At 69.4% G+C, this 18725-nt stretch carries 18 protein-coding genes; 12 read left to right on the top strand and 6 right to left on the bottom strand.

Annotation, left to right across the window (positions count from 1 at the left end; translation table 11 throughout):
• Positions 1-93: 93 nt before the first annotated feature.
• From ENSA7_RS22835 to ENSA7_RS22815, 5 genes are all read right to left on the bottom strand, one after another.
• Positions 94-963 carry a spermidine synthase gene (locus ENSA7_RS22835; protein ID WP_106091446.1) on the bottom strand — a complete coding sequence of 290 codons (870 nt, stop codon included), beginning with the start codon at positions 961-963 and terminating at the stop codon, positions 94-96.
• A 60-nt stretch (positions 964-1023) separates the two neighbouring features.
• Positions 1024-1785 carry a DUF1295 domain-containing protein gene (locus ENSA7_RS22830; protein WP_106091481.1) on the bottom strand — a complete coding sequence of 254 codons (762 nt, stop codon included), beginning with the start codon at positions 1783-1785 and terminating at the stop codon, positions 1024-1026.
• Between the two features lie 26 nt (positions 1786-1811).
• Positions 1812-2792 carry an NAD-dependent epimerase/dehydratase family protein gene (locus ENSA7_RS22825; protein WP_106091445.1) on the bottom strand — a complete coding sequence of 327 codons (981 nt, stop codon included), beginning with the start codon at positions 2790-2792 and terminating at the stop codon, positions 1812-1814.
• Positions 2793-2986: 194 nt separating this feature from the next.
• The gene (locus tag ENSA7_RS22820; RefSeq protein ID WP_106091444.1) at positions 2987-3871 is read right to left on the bottom strand and encodes a hypothetical protein; all 885 of its coding nucleotides are present in this window, start codon (positions 3869-3871) and stop codon (positions 2987-2989) included.
• Positions 3872-3896: 25 nt separating this feature from the next.
• Complete coding sequence (locus ENSA7_RS22815; RefSeq protein ID WP_106091443.1) at positions 3897-5540, bottom strand: glutamate synthase-related protein; 1644 nt, start codon at positions 5538-5540, stop codon at positions 3897-3899.
• 137 nt (positions 5541-5677) lie between these two features.
• Here ENSA7_RS22815 and ENSA7_RS22810 point away from each other — a divergent pair, with 137 nt between their 5' ends.
• Complete coding sequence (locus ENSA7_RS22810) at positions 5678-7012, top strand: outer membrane beta-barrel protein (RefSeq protein WP_106091442.1); 1335 nt, start codon at positions 5678-5680, stop codon at positions 7010-7012.
• Positions 7013-7030: 18 nt separating this feature from the next.
• Here ENSA7_RS22810 and ENSA7_RS42450 read toward each other — a convergent pair whose 3' ends face one another.
• Complete coding sequence (locus ENSA7_RS42450) at positions 7031-7891, bottom strand: peroxiredoxin family protein (RefSeq protein WP_146158025.1); 861 nt, start codon at positions 7889-7891, stop codon at positions 7031-7033.
• Between the two features lie 79 nt (positions 7892-7970).
• On the opposite strand from ENSA7_RS42450, the gene ENSA7_RS22795 reads away from it, so the two are divergent.
• From ENSA7_RS22795 to uraH, 11 genes are all read left to right on the top strand, one after another.
• The gene (locus tag ENSA7_RS22795) at positions 7971-9125 is read left to right on the top strand and encodes an NAD(P)/FAD-dependent oxidoreductase (protein WP_106091440.1); all 1155 of its coding nucleotides are present in this window, start codon (positions 7971-7973) and stop codon (positions 9123-9125) included.
• Positions 9126-9199: 74 nt separating this feature from the next.
• The gene (locus tag ENSA7_RS22790; protein WP_106091439.1) at positions 9200-10009 is read left to right on the top strand and encodes a UbiA family prenyltransferase; all 810 of its coding nucleotides are present in this window, start codon (positions 9200-9202) and stop codon (positions 10007-10009) included.
• Positions 10006-11946, top strand: coding sequence for a putative glycosyltransferase family protein (locus tag ENSA7_RS22785; RefSeq protein ID WP_106091438.1), 1941 nt, complete (start codon positions 10006-10008; stop codon positions 11944-11946). The genes ENSA7_RS22790 and ENSA7_RS22785 overlap by 4 nt, the downstream gene beginning before the upstream one ends.
• Before the next feature lie 99 nt (positions 11947-12045).
• On the top strand, positions 12046-12693 hold the full coding sequence (locus ENSA7_RS22780) for a hypothetical protein (protein ID WP_146158024.1): 648 nt from the start codon (positions 12046-12048) through the stop codon (positions 12691-12693).
• A gap of 111 nt (positions 12694-12804) precedes the next feature.
• The gene (locus ENSA7_RS22775) at positions 12805-13554 is read left to right on the top strand and encodes a hypothetical protein (protein ID WP_106091436.1); all 750 of its coding nucleotides are present in this window, start codon (positions 12805-12807) and stop codon (positions 13552-13554) included.
• Positions 13551-13991: a CoA-binding protein gene (locus ENSA7_RS22770; protein WP_106091435.1), complete on the top strand. Its 441-nt coding sequence runs from the start codon at positions 13551-13553 to the stop codon at positions 13989-13991. The genes ENSA7_RS22775 and ENSA7_RS22770 overlap by 4 nt, the downstream gene beginning before the upstream one ends.
• A gap of 137 nt (positions 13992-14128) precedes the next feature.
• Positions 14129-15337 carry a urate hydroxylase PuuD gene (locus tag ENSA7_RS22765; protein ID WP_106091434.1) on the top strand — a complete coding sequence of 403 codons (1209 nt, stop codon included), beginning with the start codon at positions 14129-14131 and terminating at the stop codon, positions 15335-15337.
• A gap of 1 nt (position 15338) precedes the next feature.
• Positions 15339-16697 (top strand): allantoinase AllB, encoded by a 1359-nt coding sequence (allB, locus tag ENSA7_RS22760; RefSeq protein ID WP_106091433.1) that lies wholly within the window; start codon positions 15339-15341, stop codon positions 16695-16697.
• On the top strand, positions 16694-17821 hold the full coding sequence (alc, locus tag ENSA7_RS22755) for an allantoicase (protein WP_106091432.1): 1128 nt from the start codon (positions 16694-16696) through the stop codon (positions 17819-17821). The genes allB and alc overlap by 4 nt, the downstream gene beginning before the upstream one ends.
• On the top strand, positions 17818-18342 hold the full coding sequence (gene uraD, locus ENSA7_RS22750; RefSeq protein WP_244923874.1) for a 2-oxo-4-hydroxy-4-carboxy-5-ureidoimidazoline decarboxylase: 525 nt from the start codon (positions 17818-17820) through the stop codon (positions 18340-18342). Before alc ends, uraD begins: the two co-directional genes overlap by 4 nt.
• Positions 18339-18713, top strand: a complete 375-nt coding sequence (gene uraH / locus ENSA7_RS22745) for a hydroxyisourate hydrolase (protein ID WP_106091431.1) — start codon at positions 18339-18341, stop codon at positions 18711-18713. Before uraD ends, uraH begins: the two co-directional genes overlap by 4 nt.
• Positions 18714-18725 lie beyond the last annotated feature (12 nt).

The following is an 18725-nucleotide window of genomic DNA, read 5'->3' as shown; positions in this document are numbered from 1 at the left end:
GTCGGTCCGCGCGAGCGTCTGGCGGAGAAACCGCGAATCGACGCGGAGCCGCCATCCCGACCGCAGCCGCGCTTGCGTGGGGGGCGCGAGCGTCTATCGGTAATCGGGCAGCTGCCCGTATTCGTCGGTCTCGAAGTGGTCGCCCGCGCGATTCCTGATGCGCAGGCGGGGAATTCGGGGGCCGGTCAGGAATCGCACGCCCTCGGCGGGCTCGCTGCGGACGACCTGGGGCGTGTGGCTGGCGACCACGAAGTCTGCCCAATTGTCGTCGTCGCCGCTCGGTGGGTCTCCGGCTCCCGCTGCGTCCGCAGCGTCGAGGTTGGCTAGCATGGGGTGCAACCACTCGAACGAGGCCTCGACGGCGGCGCAGATCGGCCAGAACCCGGCAGGGTCCTGGCTGACCTGAATCGACACCACGCTGTGTTCATGGGTGATCGCCTCGAGCGTGCGGAAGAACTCGGGCGCGAACAGACGCGACAGCTCGGGGCTGGTCTGGGCCGGAAAGTCACAGATCACGACGTCGTAGCGGGCGTCCACGGTCTCGACGAAGCTCAGCGCGTCGGCGGCGATGATCTGCGCGCGCGGGTCGGCCAGGCTGTTCTCGCTCAGCTCGACCATGGCCGGGATCGTGCGGGTCATGTGCAACACGCACGGATCGAGCTCACACAGCGTGACCTGACGGACGGCCGGATATCGCAGGACGTTGCGCAGGGCCAGGCCGTCGCCGCCGCCGAGGATCAGCACCTTGGCCGGCGACGCCGCCATTAAAATCGGCGTGTCGGCGAGCACCTCGTGAAACACGTGCTCGTCCTGCGAGCGAAATTGCCAGACATCGTCGAGCGTGAGGTTGATGTGCCCGCTCGGCTCCTGGGCCAGCAAGATGTCCTGGAAGGCCGAGCGCTCGCGGTACAGGACCCGCTCGTTCGGGGCGCAGGGCCCGTTGTCGTTGGTCGCTTCGCTCATCACGCTCGCGCGGCTGCCTATACTCGGTGCAGCCCTGGGGCGCGAACGCGCACCTGGCGCTCAGAGCACGTAGGGGATCACGGCTTTGCGTTGCTCGGGGTAGTCCGGGAAGGTCTGACGGTACCAGCGGTGGTTGACCAGCGCCCGCGGTCCGATGTTGGCGATCGTGAACATCGCGAACGCCAGGCCCGGGAGCGACCACGTCGCGACCGCCCAGCCCGCCCACTCGAGCATCTCACCCAGGTAGTTGGGACACGAGATGTACTCGTACAGCCACCCGCGCGGGATCTTGTAGCCCTGCTCGCCCGGCTTGCGCAGCGCGATCAGGATCGCGTCAGCCTTCACGTTGATCAGCCAGCCGCCCAGGAACAGCGCCGCGCCGATCCACAGGCGCGGGTCGCTGAGCCAGCTCGCGTCGTAGCTGCCGAACGCGGAGATCCAGCGGGCGTTGACGTAGACGTTGAGCAGCTGAAACCCGAACGCCAGCGCGCAGACCAGCACGGGCATGGTCTTGCCCTCGCTGCGCATGCGAAACGGGTACACGAAGGTCCGCTGGACATAATGAAACTGCCACATGCCCAGCAGCACCAGGGGCACCAGCTCGAACCGGTGCTCACCCTGAAAGTAGATCCACGCGAACAGCAGCACCGCGGGCGACTCCATCACGATCCAGCCGAGCTTCGCGGGCATGCGTGGGCCCCAGTTGGCTTGCTCGTGGCGGCCGTAGGGCGCGGTGATCCGCGAGACCGCGATGAAGGTGACGATCGCCAGGGCGATCATCGCCCAAGTCAGGGCGCGATGGATCTCGGGGCTGTCGACCATGGCGGCCGATCGATAACACGATCGGATCAGCAGCGGCGCGCAAACCAACTCAGCGAGTCGGTCACGGTCTCGATCAACGGCCGGGGCGCGTAGCCAAGCTCCGCTCGCGCCTTGGCGCTGGAGATCGAGCGATTCGAGACCAGGACGTCCAGCGACTCGCCCGTGACGGCCGGCTCACGGCCGCTGACGCGCGAGGCCAGGCGGACGAAGGGAACCCCGAGACGAGCCGCCCAGACCGGGCTCACCAGTCGCGGCGCCCGCGAGCCCCCCGCCCGCTCGACCAGCTTGGCCAGCGCGTGCAGCGAGTACCAGGCGTTGCCCAGGATGTAGTTGTGGGCGCGGCGGCCTCGCTCGCCGGCGGCGATCACCCCGGCCGCGACGTCGCGCACGTCGACGAAGTCGAAGCCGCCGTCGAGCAGCGCGGGCAGCTTGCCGCCGCTCAGATCCACGAGCAGCTGGCCGAGCCGCGAAGGGCCGAAGTCGACCGGTCCCATGATCCCGGTGGGGTTGACGATCACGGCGTCGAGGCCGGCCTCGATCTGCTCGTGGACGATCCGCTCGCCGAGCGCCTTGCTGCGATCGTAGGCGCTGTGAGCCGGCGAGTCGGCGACCTGTCGGCGATCCTCGTCGAGCACCTCGTCGCGCGGATCCATGTCGTAGGCGTGGACCGAGCTGACCTGGACCAGACGGCCGACCCCGCGCTCGAGGCACGCCCGGGCGACGTTGCGCGTGCCCTCGACGTTGACCCGATGGACCCGCCCGTCGGGATCGCCGTCGATCGAGATCACGCCAGCGAGGTGATAGACCCGGCGCGCGCCCTCGAACGCAGGCCCGAGGCTGTCGGGCTCGCACACGCTGCCCTCGACCCGCTCGAGCTGACCTTCGAGGCCGTCGAGCGCCGCCGCGCTGCGGTGGACCAACACCCGAACGGACTCCCCGCGCTCGAGCAGCGCGCGGACCAAGTTGGCGCCGAGGTGGCCCGACGCGCCAGTGACCACGACCGTCATTCGGCCGGGTTATATCCCCACCCGGTCGGCCCGAGCGTGCACTCCGTCACCCGATCAGATCGCTGCCCACGCTGAGCCAGTCTCGGAATGGCGCCTGCAAGCGGGCGAGGAGCCTCGCCCGAGCTGAAAACAGCTCGCCCGAGCTGAAAACAGCTCGCCCGAGCTGAAAACAGCTCGCCCGAGCTGAAACCAGCTCAGCTCAGCAGACCTTCGCAGGCGGCCAACGCGGAGCGTAGAAACTGGATGTAGCGCTCGGCCTGGGGGTTGCGCAGGGCGGTCGAGGTCAGCACCGCGCCGATCCAGCCATCTTTGTGCCAGATCCCGCCACCCTCGAGCGGCGGCAGCTCGGGCGAGGCCGGGTACGGCCAGGGCGTGACGTACCAGTACGCGTCGGCGTAGCTGCCGTCGCCCGGGGTCATGCCCACGCCGAGGCTGCGGGTGACCTCGCTGTCGGGGTCGTCGGCATGCTCGCGCTCGACCACCAACAGCGTGGCGATGTCGAAGTGGTGCGGCCAGCAGCGGACCTCCGTGGCTCGGGCGTCGTGGCGGCGGAGCTCTCGCAGCGCCCGGTCGCCGTTGGTGAACCACCGGGTCAGCTCGACGAGCGCGTGCGGCTGCCAGCCACCGAAGGGCGCGGCTTCACCTTCGGGATCGACGCGATGCGCGGGCAGGTCGTGGCGTGGCCGCGCGAGCGTGAGCCCTGGCCGATCGATCTGGTTGGCGACGGCCGCGGTGAGCAGGTCCAGGGCCTCGCTGAAGCGGCGGCCCTCGAGCGGGATCGCGGCGACCGACTGGCCCTCGCACAACAGCTCGATGGTCACATCCGGAAACCGCAGCAGCGCCTGCACGGACGGACTCGTGTCGCTGGGCTTGCTGAGCAGCCCCTCGTGGGCCGCCGACCACTCGAGGTTGGTGTGCGAGTAGTCGCCGCGAGGGTCACACAGGGTGGTGCCGATCGCCGCGACCAGCTGGGCTGCCCAGTGCAGCTGCTTGCGGGTGTCCTCGAGCTCACTCGCGCGCGGCCGCGTGAGTGGCTGCCAATTGGCGACGGTGTCAGGGAAGTCGAAGCTGTCGGCCATGATCGTGAGCGCTGCGGCGGTGACTCTACCCTACGCCGCCGTAGGCGACCCCGCTCAGCGCCGCCATCTCGCGATCCCAGGTCGTGAGATCGTTGATCGAGAACTCGCGCAGGTGTGAGTGACCGCAGGCCCGCGCCATGATCTTCATGAGCTCGACGGTGGCGGTGAAGAAGCGAGCGAGCTGCTGCGCAGACCTGTCGATCTCGAGACGCGCGCGCAGGTGCGGCTTTTGGGTGGCGATCCCGACCGGACAGTTGTTGGTGTGACAAGCCCGCATGCCCAGGCAGCCGATCGCTTGCAGCGCCGCGTTGGACAGCGCGATCGCGTCGGCCCCCAGCGCCAGCGCCTTGCAGAAGTCGCCCTCGGTCCGCAGCCCGCCGGTGATCACCAGCGTGACCTCGCCCGCGCCCGAGCGCCGCTGATCCAGGTGCCGTCGCGCGCGCGCGAGCGCCGGGATCGTGGGCACCGAGATGTTGTCCTTGAACAGCTCCGGCGCGGCCCCGGTCCCGCCGCCGCGGCCGTCGAGGATCAGGTACTCGCAGCCGATCTCGAGCGCGAAGTCGATGTCCGCCTCGATGTGCTGGGCCGACAATTTGAAGCCGATCGGGATGCCCCCGCTGACGTCGCGCACTTCGTCGGCGACCCGACGAAAGTCCGCGACCGTGTGCAGGTCCGGGAACGTGGCCGGGCTGATCGCGGGCTGGCCCGCCGGCAGCCCGCGGACTTCGGCGATCTTGCCGATGACCTTGGTGCCGGGCAGGTGGCCGCCAGTGCCAGTCTTGGCCCCCTGCCCGCCCTTGAAGTGAAACGCCTGACAGCGCGCGACCTTGTCCAGGCTCCAGCCAAACCGGGCCGAGGCCAGCTCGTAGAAGTAGCGCGAGTTGGCCTGCTGCTCGTCCGGGAGCATCCCGCCTTCGCCCGAGCAGATGCCCGTGCCCGCGAGCTCGGCGCCACGGGCGAGCGCGATCTTGGCCTCCTCGCTGAGCGCCCCGAAGCTCATGTCACTGACGAACAGCGGGATCTCGAGGCGCAGTGGTTTCTTGGCGGTCGGGCCAATGATGACCTCGGCGCCGACCGGGATGTCGTCCAGCAGCGGCTTGCGGGCCAGCTGGGCCGTGAGGATCTGGATGCTGGTCCAGCGCGGCAGCTCGGTCAGCGGCACGCCCATGGCCGAGGTCGGGCCGTGGTGGCCGGTCTTGCTCAGGCCGTCGCGGGCCAGCGCGCGGATCCGCTGGTTGAACGGCTCTTCGGCGGCCGGGTGGGTGTCGGCGTAGTTGCCCTGGTAGGCCGTGCGATCGAATGGCTGGGGGTGCCGCTCGGCAAACTGGGCGACCTCGCGGCGATCGACGCTGACGGTGTCGGCCTGAAGATCGATCCTCGCGCTGAACTTGTGGAGGACCTCGTTGTTGGCGTAGGCGCTGACGCCCGTGTCGAGCCGGTAGTCCCAGTCATGGACGCCGCAGATCAGGTTGGGGCCGTCGACGTGGCCATCGGACAGGAGCGCGCCGCGGTGCAGGCAGCGGCCGTAGAGCACCGAGACCTGATCGTCGTAGCGAACGACGACGAGGTCGATGTCGGCCACCAGCGCGTGGGCGGGCTGGCGATCCGCGAGCTCACTCCACTTGGCGACGACGACGGGTTCCGAAAGGTTTGCGTGGGAGTCGGGCATGGCCTGGGGGAGCGGCGCGGGCCCGCGATTCTACGCCCGATGTGGGCTGTGGTTACGGGGCTAGTGGGGATCGCGCGCAGTGCGTTGATACCATGTCTGCGCAGCCGTTGTGGGCGTGCTCGTGCTAACTATCGCCAATGCCGACCGCGCCGCTGATCGCATGTTTGCTGAGCTCACCGCCCGCGGTGGGTGACGCTCAGGCGCCGAGCGAGCGCGTCGAGATCGCGCCGGTCGCCAACGCGGACGCGGACGCGGGCACGGACGACGACAGCCCTGCCGCGGCGTCGAGTGAGCGCGCCGATCCCAACACCTCGCCCGACCCCGCACCCGCTGAACCCAGCTCCGACGACGCCAAGCCCAAGCGCGGCTGGCAGGCTGAGCTGTTCGTCGACGTGGCGTGGGGCTTCAACTCCAACTCCCCCGACAACCATGTCTACCGCGGCATGTACACCAACCCGCGAACCAACGAGCTCGCGGTCAACAACGTCGGCGCGTTCATTCGCCACCGCGCCCGCGCGGGTGAGCCGTGGATCTTCGAGCTGGGCTTTCACGCGGGCGCGGCCGTCGACGCCCTGACCTCGGGCGAGCCGATCCCGGGCGGCGACGACGGCAAGTTCGCGGGCGCCGAGGTGTTCAAGCACATCGCGCTCGGCAACGTCGGGGTCGAGGTCCCGAAGGCCAAGACCGTGTTCGCGGCCGGCGTGTTCGAAGGGCCGATGGGCATCGGCTCGTTCTGGACCCGCAACAACTGGAACTACACGACCACCTGGGAGAGCAACCTGGTCCCCTACTACCTCGCGGGCGCGAAGATCGTGCAGCCGCTGCCGAGCGGGTTCGAGCTGTCGGGGTGGGTCGTCAATGGGTTCCAGAGCTACGCCGATCTGAACTCGGCGCCGAGCGGCCTGGTCGGTCTGAGCTGGAGCCGCGACCCGACCCCGGTCAGCTCACCCCGGTCAGGAACGACCGCCGTGACCCTCGCAACCCACGTCTACTTTGGGCCCGAGGGCACCAGCCTCGCGGCCAAGGACTGGCTGGTCTACTCGGACACCTGGGCGATCTACGACTTCGACGACCACTTCTCGATCGCCGCTGTCTGGGATCTGGGCGTCGACCGGGCCGGGCGCGCGAACGAGCTACAGTCGCTGTACACCGGTGGGGCCGTGTTTGCGCGCGGGACCGTGTTCGAGTCCAAGCACGCGAAGCTCGATCTGGCCGTGCGACCCGAGGCCTCCCTCGATCGCGACGGGCGCTTCTTCGGGGTCGACCAGTGGCTGATCAGCGGCACGGGCACCGCGAGCCTGTCGCTCTACGATCACCTGATGCTGCGCGCCGAGTATCGGTTTGATCACTCGACCGCGACCGAGGGCTTCTTTTACCAGCACGAGCTCGGCAGCGACGACGACCCCGGCCTGGCCACCGATCAGCACACCGTGTTCTTGGCGCTGACCGGCTGGTGGGACGTGTGGTTTTGACGCCGGGCGAGCGGGGGCTCAGAACGCCCCGATGATCGCTTGCTTGACGTTGTCGTAGCCCTCGGCCGTGGACAGGTTGGTGCTCAGCTCACCGTTGACGGGCAGCTCGAGCGCGAGGGTGCCGTCGGCCGCGTAGATGTACATGTCATCCTTGCCGCCGCCGTGGGCCGTGACCGCGCCCGCCTCGGCGGTGTCCTGGAACAGCGGGAACGCGCAGCGATCGATCAGATTCTGCTGGTCCTCCTCGTTGTCGGCGCTGATCAAGTTGATCGCGACGAGCTGCGCGTCGTAGCCCTCGGCCTTCAGCTCGAGCCGCATCTGCTCCATCTTGACGGCCTGGGCTTGGCAGTAGGAGCACCAACCAGCGAGCAGCGCCACCAAGGTCACGCGATCCTCGAACGAGTCGAGGCCGTAGTACTGGGTGAACCCGCAGCTCTGCGGCTGAAAGTCGTAGAGGCGCCAGTGCGGGGCGCAATTGTCACACGGCGGCTCTCCGGTGTCGCCGTCGCCATCCCCATCCCCATCCCCGTCCCCATCTCCATCACCGTCGCCGTCCCCATCACCCGGGGGCTCGTTGGCCAGCGGTGTGACGCCGACGCAGACCTCCTCGTCGCCGTCTCCGTCTCCGTCGCCGGGCTCGCCGTCTCCGTCGCCGGGGTCGCCGTCTCCGGGATCTCCATCTCCATCGCCCGGGTCACCATCGCCCGGACCACCGGTTGTGGGGGTCCCGTCACCATCGCCGTCACCATCGCCGCTGGCCGTCATCGCCACTTCGTCGGTCGTGCACGCGAGCGGGCCCGCGACCAGACCGACACACAGCGACAGCCCCACGAGTCCGCGCAACACACCCAAGCGATCGTTCGAAGCCAAACCCTGCATGACCGCCGCAGTCTACCAGCTGCGCCCGGACTTCACCGACTCTCTCGTCAGCCTGGCCGGCTCGATGCTATGAGGCGCCGTGGCGCACGAGCCCATCGACGTGCTGGTGATCGGCGCGGGTCCTGCGGGGTGCGCCGCGGCGATCACCGCGACGCGGGCGGGCGCGCGGGTGCTGGTGCTCGATCGAGCGCAGTTTCCCCGCGCGAAGACCTGCGGGGACGCGATCTCCAACCGCGGCGCGCGGGTCGTCGACGAGCTCGTCGGGGTCAGCCATGCCCTGCACACGGTCCCGCACGCGATCGTCCGGGCCGCCGCGGCGTTGTTGCCCGACGGGACCCGAGTGAGCCGCAGCTTTGGCCACGAGCCGGGCTACATCGTGCCGCGCCTGCACCTCGATGATCTGCTGCGCCGCGCGCTCGAGGCCTCCAGCGCGCAGCTGCGACAGGGCGTGAAGATCCGCCGGCTGCTGGTCGAGGGCGGCCAGATCGTCGGTGCCGCCAGCGATACCCAGCAGTGGCGGGCCCCGATCACGATCGCCGCCGACGGCCCAGGCTCGCTCGCGTGGGCGGCCCTCGGGCGCCGCTACCAACGTGGCCGCGGGCTTGGCGTGGCGATCACCGGTTACTACGAGCTCGAGCCTGGCCCCGACGACCACGTCTCGGCCCACTACTTCGAGGACGACCTGCCCTGCGGATACGGCTGGGTGTTCCCGGCCGTGGACGGGCTCGCCAACGTCGGCGTGTACCAGCGCGCCGATCACTTCGAGCGCGGTCACACCAAGCTCGCGACCCTGCTCGAGCGCTTCGTCGCCCGGCACCCCGCGCGGCTCGCCAGCGCGCGGCTGCACGGCAAGCCGCGGGTGTGGTCGCTGCCGCTGGCGTCGCGCGTCACCCCGCCACCAGCTGGACCGGGCGTGCTCGCGTGCGGCGACGCGGGCAGCTTCATCGATCCGCTGTCGGGCGAGGGCATCTGGCAGGCCCTGCACACCGGGGCGCTCGCGGGTCGCTGCGCGGTCGCGGCACTGGCTCACCGGGGCCTGGATCCGCAGGCGGTCCGCGGCTATCAGCGCGCGTGCGAGCGGGCGATCGTGTGGCCCTCGCAGCTGCGGCTGGGCGTGCAAGAAGCCATGCGCGTGCTGGTCTCGACTCGCGCGTATCGGCGGCCGCTGATCAAGCGGGCGCTGGCGTGGGGCTACGGGGGCGACGCGCTCGAGATCACCAAGCGCACGTCGTGATCCGAGCTCGCCCTTGCGGCGGCTGCGGCGGTGTTCTCAGGGGCGCGGGAGTGTGTGACCATCCGAGCTCCTCGATGCCGCCCGTCCTCAAGATCCTGATCGACGTGGCGAGCTTCCGCCTGCGCCGGCTCGAGATGGCCAACATCGCGGGCGCGCTGGCGATCGCGGTGGCCTGTCACCTGAGCTGGCCCGAGGTTGTGATTCGAGGGGTGTTCGCGTTCGTGCTCAACCTGCTCGTGTACCTCAACAACGACTGGTACGACCTCGACGACGACCTGGCCTCGGCCGCCAAGGATCAGACCAAGAACGCGTACCTGGCCGGGCACCTGGGCGCGGGCTTGGCCGCCCAGCTCGGGTTGCTGGCCGTGCTCGTGGCGATGGCGCTGTGGTGGGGCGGCGGGCTGCTGCTCGCGCTCGTGGCTGGCGGCGGGGTGTGCTGGGCCTACTCGGCCGGGCTCAAGCGCGTGCCGTTTTTGGATGTCGCCGCCATGATCGCGTGGGGCGTGGCGATGCCGCTGGTCGGCCTCGCGCCGGGCCACCCCGAGGGCTGGCTGCTGCTCGGTCAGCTCGGCCTGTTCTCGGGCGTGTTCGAGTCGATCCAGGTCATGCGGGATCACGACGCCGACAAGACCGCGGGCGTGCGGACCACGGCGGTGGTCCTGGGTCGCCCGCGCGCCCACGCGCTGGCCCGCGCGCTGATGGTGGTCGCCGGGCTCTACGCGGGCGCGTGCTTCAGCTGGTGGATCGCCCCGCTGCCGCTGGTCGCCGCGCTGATCCCCCTGCGGCTCGACCAGGTCGATCGCTACTGGAATCAGGTCCGGCTCAGCCTCGGGCTGGCGTTCCTGGCCGAGGCCGCGTTCGTGTACTTCGGGGGCGGCCAGTGAGCGAGTCCCCCGCGCGCTCGCAGCTCCGGGTCCTCGCGCACATCCCGTTTTTGCTCGCGGCGCTGGTCGTGCTCGGCGTCCACGTGGCGCTGGTGAAGTACTTCTTTGCGACCGCGCTTCCGCTCCCGGAGCACCCGTTCACGCGCGGCGACTTCGCGACCCACGCCAACCAGGTGCGCCACGTGCTCGAGGGCCTGACGCAGTTCGGCCAGCACTGGGTCTACGACGTGCAACTGCTCGCGGGGGCGCCCAACGGCGTGCTGTTCGACGCCGACGTCAAGGGCTGGGAGCTGTGGACCCACGCGCTGACCAAGCTCGGCGTCGGCCAGGGCCGGGCCTACAACGGCTACGTGCTGGCCGTGCACCTGAGCATGCCCGTTGTCGTGTACGCGGCCGCGCGCGTGTTCGGGTTTGCTCGCTGGCCGGCGCTCACGAGCACCGCGCTGTGCGTGCTGCTGTGGTCGTTCGACTCGTTCACTCACTGGATGTGGTTCATCGGCACGATCACCTACGTGCAGGTGTCGTACTTCGCCCTGCTGCCGCTGGCGCTGTTCTACCGGTGGCTCGAGGATCGGCGGCCCGCGCTCGCGCTCGCGTGCGGCCTGTGCATGGCGGTCGGTCACCTCATGCACCCGTACATCTTCTTCATCCTCGTGGCCCCGATGCTGGCGCTGTACCTGCGCGCCGCCTGGGTCGAGCGGGATCTGAGTCGGGCTGAGCACGCGATCACCTGGGGCATCGCCGGGCTCACCCTGGCCGCCAACCTGTGGTGGCTTCGGACCGCGCTGAAGTTCTTCCGCTACATTTTGGACTCGGCGTTCTACGAGCAGGGCGGCCTCGAGTTCCTGGTCTACGACCTGCTCGGGCTGCTCCACGACACCAGCACCCAGGGCATGATCGGCCTGCACACCAGCGTGCGGGTGCTGGCCCTCGGCGCGACCGTGTTCGCGCTGCGAAGCTGGCGGCGCCTCGCGGACCGCCGCTGGCTCCCGTTCATGGTCCTGATCGTCAGCATGGCGGCGCTGACCTACCTGGGCGGCTACACCCCGGCCGCGCAGATCCAGCCGTACCGCCACGCGCTCCCGCTTGGGTTCGCGCTGACGATCCCGGCCGGCTGGTGGCTCGCGCAGACCCTGAGCGCCCGACCGTGGCGTGACCGCGCGACCGGTCGACCCGGGCCCGCGCTGATGCTGATCCTGGCCACGCTCGCGACCCTGCTGTTGGTCCGCGACGCCGCCTACTTCTTTGCGCCATCGATGACGCCCACCCAGAAGGTCGAGGACGGCGTCGAGATCCTCATGAACACCCTCGGCCACGCCTACACGCCCAGCTACCGCTACGATCAGCAGGACGACTGGGAGCAGCTGATCGCGTGGGTCGACCAACACGACGACGGACAGTCGCGCTGGCTGGTCACCGATCAGGTCCAGGGCGAGTACCTGATGGCCCGCACGAACGCGCAGATCTTGGGCGGATTCAGGGTCCGCAACATCGAGCACAGCGACGCAAACTGGTTTCGCCGCGCGGGCCCGCCCCCCTATGACCCCGCCGCGTTCGAGCGCTACTTGCAGACCTACGCGGTCGGCTGGGTGATCGTGCCCAAGGCCGAGCTGCACCCGTGGTGGGAGAAACACCCGCGCCTGCTGACCCGCGAGGGCTTCGTCAATGGCATGATCGTGTACCGGGTCAACGTGAAGATCGCCCTGCTCGACGGCCCCGGCCGCGTCGACGCCAGCGTCAACCGGATCGCCGTCACCGGGACCCCCACCAACGAGGACGTGGTCCTGCGCTACCACTACATGCCCACCTTGCGCTGCAAGCCGGACTGTCAGATCGAGCTAGAGCCGGTCGAGCACGACCGAGTCGGGTTCATCCGAATCCCCGCCCCGCATCCGCGCGACTTCGTGATCGAGAACGCATACTCATGGCACTACTGACTTTCGCTCCCCTCCCCACGAGCGATCCAGTACAAAAAGCTGCCCGCAAGCGGGCCAGAAGCCTGGCCCGAGCGGATGAAAGCCTGCTACGATCGGGAAATGATTCCTTGTTCAGGTTGCCATCGACACGTCCGCGCCGACTCGCTCAGCTGCCCGTTCTGCGAGGTCCCACTCGCGGCCGTGCCCGCCCCGACCACGCAGAGGATCTCCACGGTCGCGCTCGCGGCGGGCTTGAGCTTGCTCGGGTGCACGGAGCCGGGCGACCCGGGCGACAGCGAGACCAACGCCGCGACGACCAGCGCCGAGACCGAGAGCGGCACGACCCTCGGCGACGGCGACGGTGACACCCAAGAGACCTTCGAGGAGGGCGGGGCCGACTACGGCGGGCCCCCCGTGTGCCCCGAGTCGAACGAGTCCGCGGTCTTGAGCGTCGGCAGCAACCCGATCGACCTCACCGACGCAGGCAACACCTTCACGTCAACCTGCGGCTCGCAGTCCGGCTCCGGCCCCGACGCCGTCTACCAGTTCACCGCGCCGTCGGCGGGGACCTTCGACTTCGAGCTCGTCGCCCCCAGCATCGACGGCTGGCTGCTCGAATTCGACACCTACGACTGCTTCCCGTATGTCCCAGCCGACTGTGTGCCCACGCCGAGCCTGAACATCGAGCTGGCCGAGGGCCAGACCCTGTACATCAGCCTCGACAGCACGGCCGGCGGGCCTGGCACGATCGAAGTCACCCAAAGCTGAGGCTGCTTTGTTTTCAGCTCGGGCGAGGCTCCTCGCCCGCTTGCAGGTATCAGCTCGGGTGAGGAGCCTCGCCCGAGCTGAAATTAGTTCTCGAGCTGGTAAGCTGCGGACGTGCACACCCTGCTCAAGGTGCTCGGTTCGCTGCTGCTCATACCGGGCGGGCTGTTCGTGGTGGCGATCCCGTTCGCCGCGTTCGAGGGGAACGGGAGCGCCGTCGCCGGGCTGGTGATGCTCGCGGTGATGTTCGGCGCGCCGGGTGGCCTGCTGCTCCGCAACGGTCTGCTCAGCCAGCGGCGCACCGCCCTGGAGGAGCAGATGGTCGGCTTCGTCCGCTCGCACGACGCGTTCTCGATCAACGAGCTCGGCGCCCACATCGGCAAGACCCCCGCGGAGGCCCAGGCCCTGCTCAACCGCGACATCGCCAAGTATCAGCTCCCGCTCGTCATGCACCGGCCGAGCGGTCGCTACCTGCGGCTCGATCGGCTGTCACGCGGGGGCCAGATCGCCGAGCGCTGCCAGAGCTGCGGTGGGTCATTGGGCAATCAGATCGTGTTCGAGGGTGAGCAGCTCACCTGCCCCTACTGCAACGCCCGAGTAAAAACCCACGCGCCGACTCAGCCCAACTGGCAGCAAGCCGAAGGCGCGTGGGGTCAGCAGGCGTGGTCGCAGCCCCAGTACACGCCACCGCCCCAGTACGCGGCTCAGCCACCCCAGTACGCAGCCCCGCACCCGCACCACCCGTCCCCGCAGCACCACCACTATCCCCAAGCTCAGCAGCCGCCGGTCAACCAACCGGGCCACTGGGGCCAGCCTCCAGGACCACAGGGGCAACAGGGTCCTGGCGGATGGGGTCAGACATGAGCGTCGTCGGCGAGGTTCGCAGCACCGAGCGCGTCCGCGAGATCTTGGCCCAGGCGAAGACCATCGCGGTGCTCGGCGCCTCGCTCGAGCCCGAGCGCCCGGCCTACTACGTGCCCGACTACCTGCACTCGGTCGGCTACCGGATCATCCCGGTCAACCCTCTGCACGTGGGCGAGTCACGCTGGGGTGCGCGCTTCGAGCCCAACCTGTCTGGTCTGGGGTCGAGTCTGGGCGAGCCGATCGACATCGTCGACGTGTTTCGTGCCCCGCGCGCCCTGCCCCAACACCTCGACGATCTCCTCGGCATGCAGCCGGCACCTCGAGTCGTGTGGTTTCAGCTCGGGATCCGCAACGACGAGGTCGCCGCGCAGCTGATCGCCGCCGGGATCGAGGTCGTTCAGGATCGCTGCACGCTCGCCGAGCACCGTCAGATGTAGTCGCTGCCCATCGGTGACCCAGTTCACGAATGGCGCATGCAAGCGGGCGAGGAGGCTCGCCCGAGCTGATAACAGCCTGAGACCAGCCTGGGGCGCCCAAAGCTGCCTGAACTCGTGTAATCATCCCACCCACGCGCATGGGAACCTACGCCATCGACTGGCTCGAGCTCGTGGTCCGCTGGGCCCACCTGATCTTCGGCGCGGCCTGGATCGGGACGTCTTTTTACTTCAACTGGCTCAACAACCACATAAGGGCGCCCGAGCACCCGGATGGGGTCGGCGGCGACGGGGTCGACGGCGAGCTGTGGTCGATCCACGGCGGGCACTTCTATCGGGTGCTCAAGTACAAGGTCGCGCCCGAGCAGCTGCCCAAGGTCCTGCACTGGTTCAAGTGGGAGGCGTACCTGACCTGGATCACGGGCGCCCTGTTGTTGACCTTGGTCTACTACCTCGACAGCGATCAGTTTTTGGTCGACGCGGCGGTCCGCGAGCTGACGCCAGCGGTCGCGGTCGGGATCGGCGTGGGCTCGCTGGTCCTGGGCTGGCTGGCCTACGACCTCGCCTGCCGCTCGCCGCTGGGCCGGATGACCGGGGTGTTCGCGCTGCTCGGCTTCGCGGCCATGACCGGCGTCGCCTATGGCCTGTTCACGACCTTTGGCAGCCGCGCGGCCTACATTCACGTGGGCGCCATGCTCGGGACCATGATGGCGGCCAACGTGTTCTTCGTGATCATCCCCAACCAGCGCAAGACCGTCGCGGCGATGGTCGCTGGCACACCGCCCGATCCCAAGTGGAACCACGACGCGGGCCAGCGCTCGCTCCACAACAACTACATGACGCTCCCGGTGCTGTTCATCATGATCAGCAACCACTTTCCGTTCACCTACGGCCACGCGTGGAGCTGGGTGATCCTCGCGGCGCTGTCGCTGATCGGCGGGGGGACCCGCCACTGGTTCAACCTGCGCGGGCGCGGGGTCTCCAACGTGTGGCTGCTGCCGGCCGCGGCCGTGGCCATGCTCGCGCTGGCGTTCGTGACCAAGCCCAAGAGCTACGCGGACTACCGCCCCGTCGCGTTTGAAGAGGTGCGCACGATCGTCGGGAATCGCTGCGTGACCTGTCACTCCGCGGCGCCGACCCACGCCGCCTACAAGGCCGCCCCGCAGGGGGTCATGTTCGACGATCCCAAGCACATCGCGCGCCTGGCCCCGCGCATCAACAGCGTGGTCGTGATCGCCCGGACCATGCCGCTGGCCAATCAAACCCAGATGACCGATGAAGAGCGCGAGATCATCGCGGCCTGGATCGCCCAGGGCGCAAACGTCAACGCGGTCGCCCCCCTCCCCTGACATGAGCACCCAACCTAGCGATCGCCACGTCATCACCAGCGAGCGCGTCATGACCCCCGATGGCGTCGGGCCAGCGGGGGTCATCATCGAGGGCGATCAAATTCTCGACGTCGTCGAGCTCGCGGCCGTCCCCACCGGCCTCCCGCGCGAGGATCTCGGCGAGCTCGCGCTGCTGCCCGGTCTGGTCGACTGCCATGTCCACGTCAACCAGCCCGGCCGCACCCACTGGGAGGGGTTCGACACCGCCACCGCCGCGGCCGCGGCCGGGGGCGTCACGACCCTCGTCGACATGCCGCTCAACTGCCTGCCCGTGACCACCACGGTCGCGGGCCTGGAGGCCAAGCTGGCCGACTGCCGCGGCTGCCTGTGGATCGACGCGGGGTTCTGGGGCGGCGTGGTCCCGGGCAACGCGGGTGAGCTCCCGGGTCTGGCTGCGCGCGGGATCCTGGGCGCCAAGGCGTTCCTGTGTGACTCGGGGATCGACGAGTTCCCCGCCAGCGACGAGGCGACCCTGCGCGAGGCGATGGTCGCCCTCGCTACCGCCAAGATCCCGCTGTTGGCCCACGCCGAGATCGAGGGTCCCGCGCCCGACAGCTCGAGCCTGGATCCCGGTCGCTATGAGTCCTGGCTGCACGCCCGCCCGGCCGCGTGGGAGGAGGCCGCGATCGCCCTGCTGATCCGGCTGTGCCGCGAGACCGGCTGCGCCGTGCACATCGTCCACCTCTCGGCCGCCAGCGCGATCCCGATGCTGCGCGCGGCTCGGGCCGAGGGCCTGCCGATCACCGTCGAGACCTGCCCCCACTACCTGTGCCTGTGCGCCGAAGAGGTCCCGCACGACGCGACCCTGTTCAAGTGCGCGCCGCCAGTGCGCGAGGCCGACAACCGCGAGGGGCTGTGGGCCGCGCTGCGCGAGGGTGTCATCGATCTCGTCGTCACCGATCACTCGCCGTGCACACCCGACCTCAAGGCCGGCGGCTTCACGCAGGCGTGGGGCGGCATCGCCTCGCTCTCGCTCGGGCTGTCGAGCGTGTGGGCCGAGGCGGCGCGGCGCGGCGTCGAGCTTCGCTCGGTCGTCGAGTGGATGAGCGTCGCCCCTGCACGCATGACCGGGCTCGCCGGTCACAAGGGCGCGATCGCCCGGGGCCACGACGCCGATCTGTTCGCGTTTGATCCCGATCACGAATTCACCGTTGGCCCCGAGCACCTGCACTTTCGCCACAAGGTCTCGCCGTGGCTCGGCCGACGCGTGCGCGGACGGATCCACCGCACATGGTTGCGCGGCCAGCTGATCTACGCTGAAGATCGCATCCCCCCGTTCGCCGCGGCCCCCCGCGGTCGCCCGCTGCTTCGCACCTCATGATCACCGCCCCGCCCGCCCCTAGCTTCCCCGCCCTCGTCGATCTCGCCAGCGCCAGCTTCGGCGCCCACGTGCTCGGCTGCAGCAACGAGTTCTTCGCCGAGGCCGCGAACCTGCTCACGCCGACCCCGGCGATCTTCGAACCCGATCGCTACACCGAGCGCGGCAAGTGGATGGACGGCTGGGAGAGCCGGCGGCGTCGATCGGTCGGTGAAGATTGGTGCGTGATCCAGCTGGGCGTGCGCGGGCAGCTGCGCGCGCTCAATCTCGACACCAGCCACTTCCTCGGCAACCACGCCCCGCTCGCGCGGGTCGACGCGTGCCACTGCCCCGACGCCCGCTCACTCGACGCCCTGCCTGGACCTGATGCCGATCAGTGGTTTCCGGTGCTCGAGCAGTCCGCCCTGGCGCCCGGCAGCCACAACTTGTTCACGATCACCGAGGCACGCCCGATCACCCACCTGCGCCTGACGATCACCCCCGACGGCGGCGTGGCCCGACTGCGCGCCATGGGCCGGGTGATCCCCAGCTGGGATCGCCAGCCCGACCAAGCTGTCCATCCCGACCTCGCCGGCGGCGACGTGGATCTGGCCGCGCTGCGCAACGGCGGCCGGGCCCTGGCCTGCAGCGACATGTTCTTCGCGCCGATGAACAACCTGATCGCGCCCGGTCGCTCGACGTACATGGGCGGCGGCTGGGAGACCCGACGCAAGCGCGGGCCCGGTCACGACTGGATCCTGCTCGAGCTCGGCGCGCCCGGGAGCCTGCGGTTGATCGAGGTCGACACTGGTCACTTTCACGGCAACCACGCCCAGCGCTGCTCGCTGTGGGGAGTCCACGCGCCTGGGGCACGGCTGGCCGATCTGCTCGGCCAAGACCGCTCGCACGGTGGCTGGCACGAGGTGCTGCCGCCCTCGTCGATCGCCGCGGATCGCTGGCAGCGGATCTTCGCCGAGCACCCGCTGGGCCCCGATCGCCGCGAGTTCATCAGCGAGCTCGAGGCCCGCGGCCCGTTCACTCACGTGCGGCTCGAGACCTTCCCGGACGGCGGCGTGGCCCGGCTGCGCACGTATGGCCAGCCCGAGAAGCCCGACCAGCCAGACGAGGGAGAGGGAGCGGCTTCGTGAGCGTGGCCGCGACGCTCGACGCCATGACCGAGCCCGAGGCTCGCGCCGCGCTCACCGGCTGCTGTGGCGCCTCGGCCTGGGTCACCGCGATGCTCGCCAGCCGCCCGTTCGTCGACGACGACGCGCTCTACGCCCGCGCCGCGCAGGTCTGGGCAGGCATGGAGCGCGCCGACATCCTCGAAGCCTTCGACCATCACCCCCGGATCGGCGCTGACATCCAGGCGCTGCGCGAAAAATTCGCGAGCACGGCAGCCACCGCTGCGAGCGAGCAGGCTGGGGCCCAGCGCGCGACCGAGGCCGAGCTCGAGCGCCTCCGAGCCGGCAACGTGAACTATGAAGCCTGCTACGGACACATCTTCATTGTCTGTGCGACTGGCAAGAGCGCCGCGCAGATGGCCGAGATCCTCGAGTCTCGCCTGCGCAACAGCCCCGACGCGGAGCTGCGCATCGCCGCCGCCGAGCAGGCCAAGATCACCCGCCTGCGCCTCCAAGCCCTCCTCACCCGCGAGACCCTGCCATGAACGATCTGCGCAGCCCGATCACCACGCACGTGCTGGACACCGCCCTCGGGTGCCCCGCGGCTGGCGTCCCTGTCACCCTCTACAGCGTCTCCGGGGTCGACTTGGACGCGGGCGAGCCAACCTGGGAGCTGCTCGGCAAGGGCACCACCAACGCGGACGGGCGCGTCACTGACCTGATCAAGCCCGGCAGCCTCAGCGCGGGCGTGCATCGGATTCGGTTCGACACCGCCGTGTACTTCGAGCAGGTCGAGACGCCGGAGTTTTTCTATCCGTGGGCCGAGATCGTGTTTCTGGTCAGCGAGACCAGCGCCCATTACCACGTGCCGCTGCTGCTCAACCCTTTTGGCTACTCGACCTACCGCGGGAGCTGAGACGCCGTGCCC

Source organism: Enhygromyxa salina (assembly GCF_002994635.1).
GTDB classification, from domain to species: Bacteria; Myxococcota_A; Polyangia; order Nannocystales; family Nannocystaceae; genus Plesiocystis; species Plesiocystis salina_B.
The sequence above is the reverse complement of the archived record's forward strand: the minus strand, read 5'-3'. Positions and strand labels throughout refer to the sequence as shown.

Excerpts from the sequence above, each read along its gene's own strand:
- allB (WP_106091433.1), top strand. The coding sequence starts at position 15,339 with ATGAGCACCCAACCTAGCGATCGCCACGTCATCACCAGCGAGCGCGTC.
- ENSA7_RS22780 (WP_146158024.1), top strand. The coding sequence starts at position 12,046 with ATGATTCCTTGTTCAGGTTGCCATCGACACGTCCGCGCCGACTCGCTC.
- ENSA7_RS22825 (WP_106091445.1), bottom strand. The coding sequence starts at position 2,792 with ATGACGGTCGTGGTCACTGGCGCGTCGGGCCACCTCGGCGCCAACTTG.
- ENSA7_RS22810 (WP_106091442.1), top strand. The coding sequence starts at position 5,678 with ATGCCGACCGCGCCGCTGATCGCATGTTTGCTGAGCTCACCGCCCGCG.
- ENSA7_RS22765 (WP_106091434.1), top strand. The coding sequence starts at position 14,129 with ATGGGAACCTACGCCATCGACTGGCTCGAGCTCGTGGTCCGCTGGGCC.
- alc (WP_106091432.1), top strand. The coding sequence starts at position 16,694 with ATGATCACCGCCCCGCCCGCCCCTAGCTTCCCCGCCCTCGTCGATCTC.
- ENSA7_RS22770 (WP_106091435.1), top strand. The coding sequence starts at position 13,551 with ATGAGCGTCGTCGGCGAGGTTCGCAGCACCGAGCGCGTCCGCGAGATC.
- ENSA7_RS22815 (WP_106091443.1), bottom strand. The coding sequence starts at position 5,540 with ATGCCCGACTCCCACGCAAACCTTTCGGAACCCGTCGTCGTCGCCAAG.
- ENSA7_RS22830 (WP_106091481.1), bottom strand. The coding sequence starts at position 1,785 with ATGGTCGACAGCCCCGAGATCCATCGCGCCCTGACTTGGGCGATGATC.
- ENSA7_RS22820 (WP_106091444.1), bottom strand. The coding sequence starts at position 3,871 with ATGGCCGACAGCTTCGACTTCCCTGACACCGTCGCCAATTGGCAGCCA.
- ENSA7_RS22790 (WP_106091439.1), top strand. The coding sequence starts at position 9,200 with ATGCCGCCCGTCCTCAAGATCCTGATCGACGTGGCGAGCTTCCGCCTG.
- ENSA7_RS22835 (WP_106091446.1), bottom strand. The coding sequence starts at position 963 with ATGAGCGAAGCGACCAACGACAACGGGCCCTGCGCCCCGAACGAGCGG.
- uraH (WP_106091431.1), top strand. The coding sequence starts at position 18,339 with ATGAACGATCTGCGCAGCCCGATCACCACGCACGTGCTGGACACCGCC.
- ENSA7_RS42450 (WP_146158025.1), bottom strand. The coding sequence starts at position 7,891 with ATGCAGGGTTTGGCTTCGAACGATCGCTTGGGTGTGTTGCGCGGACTC.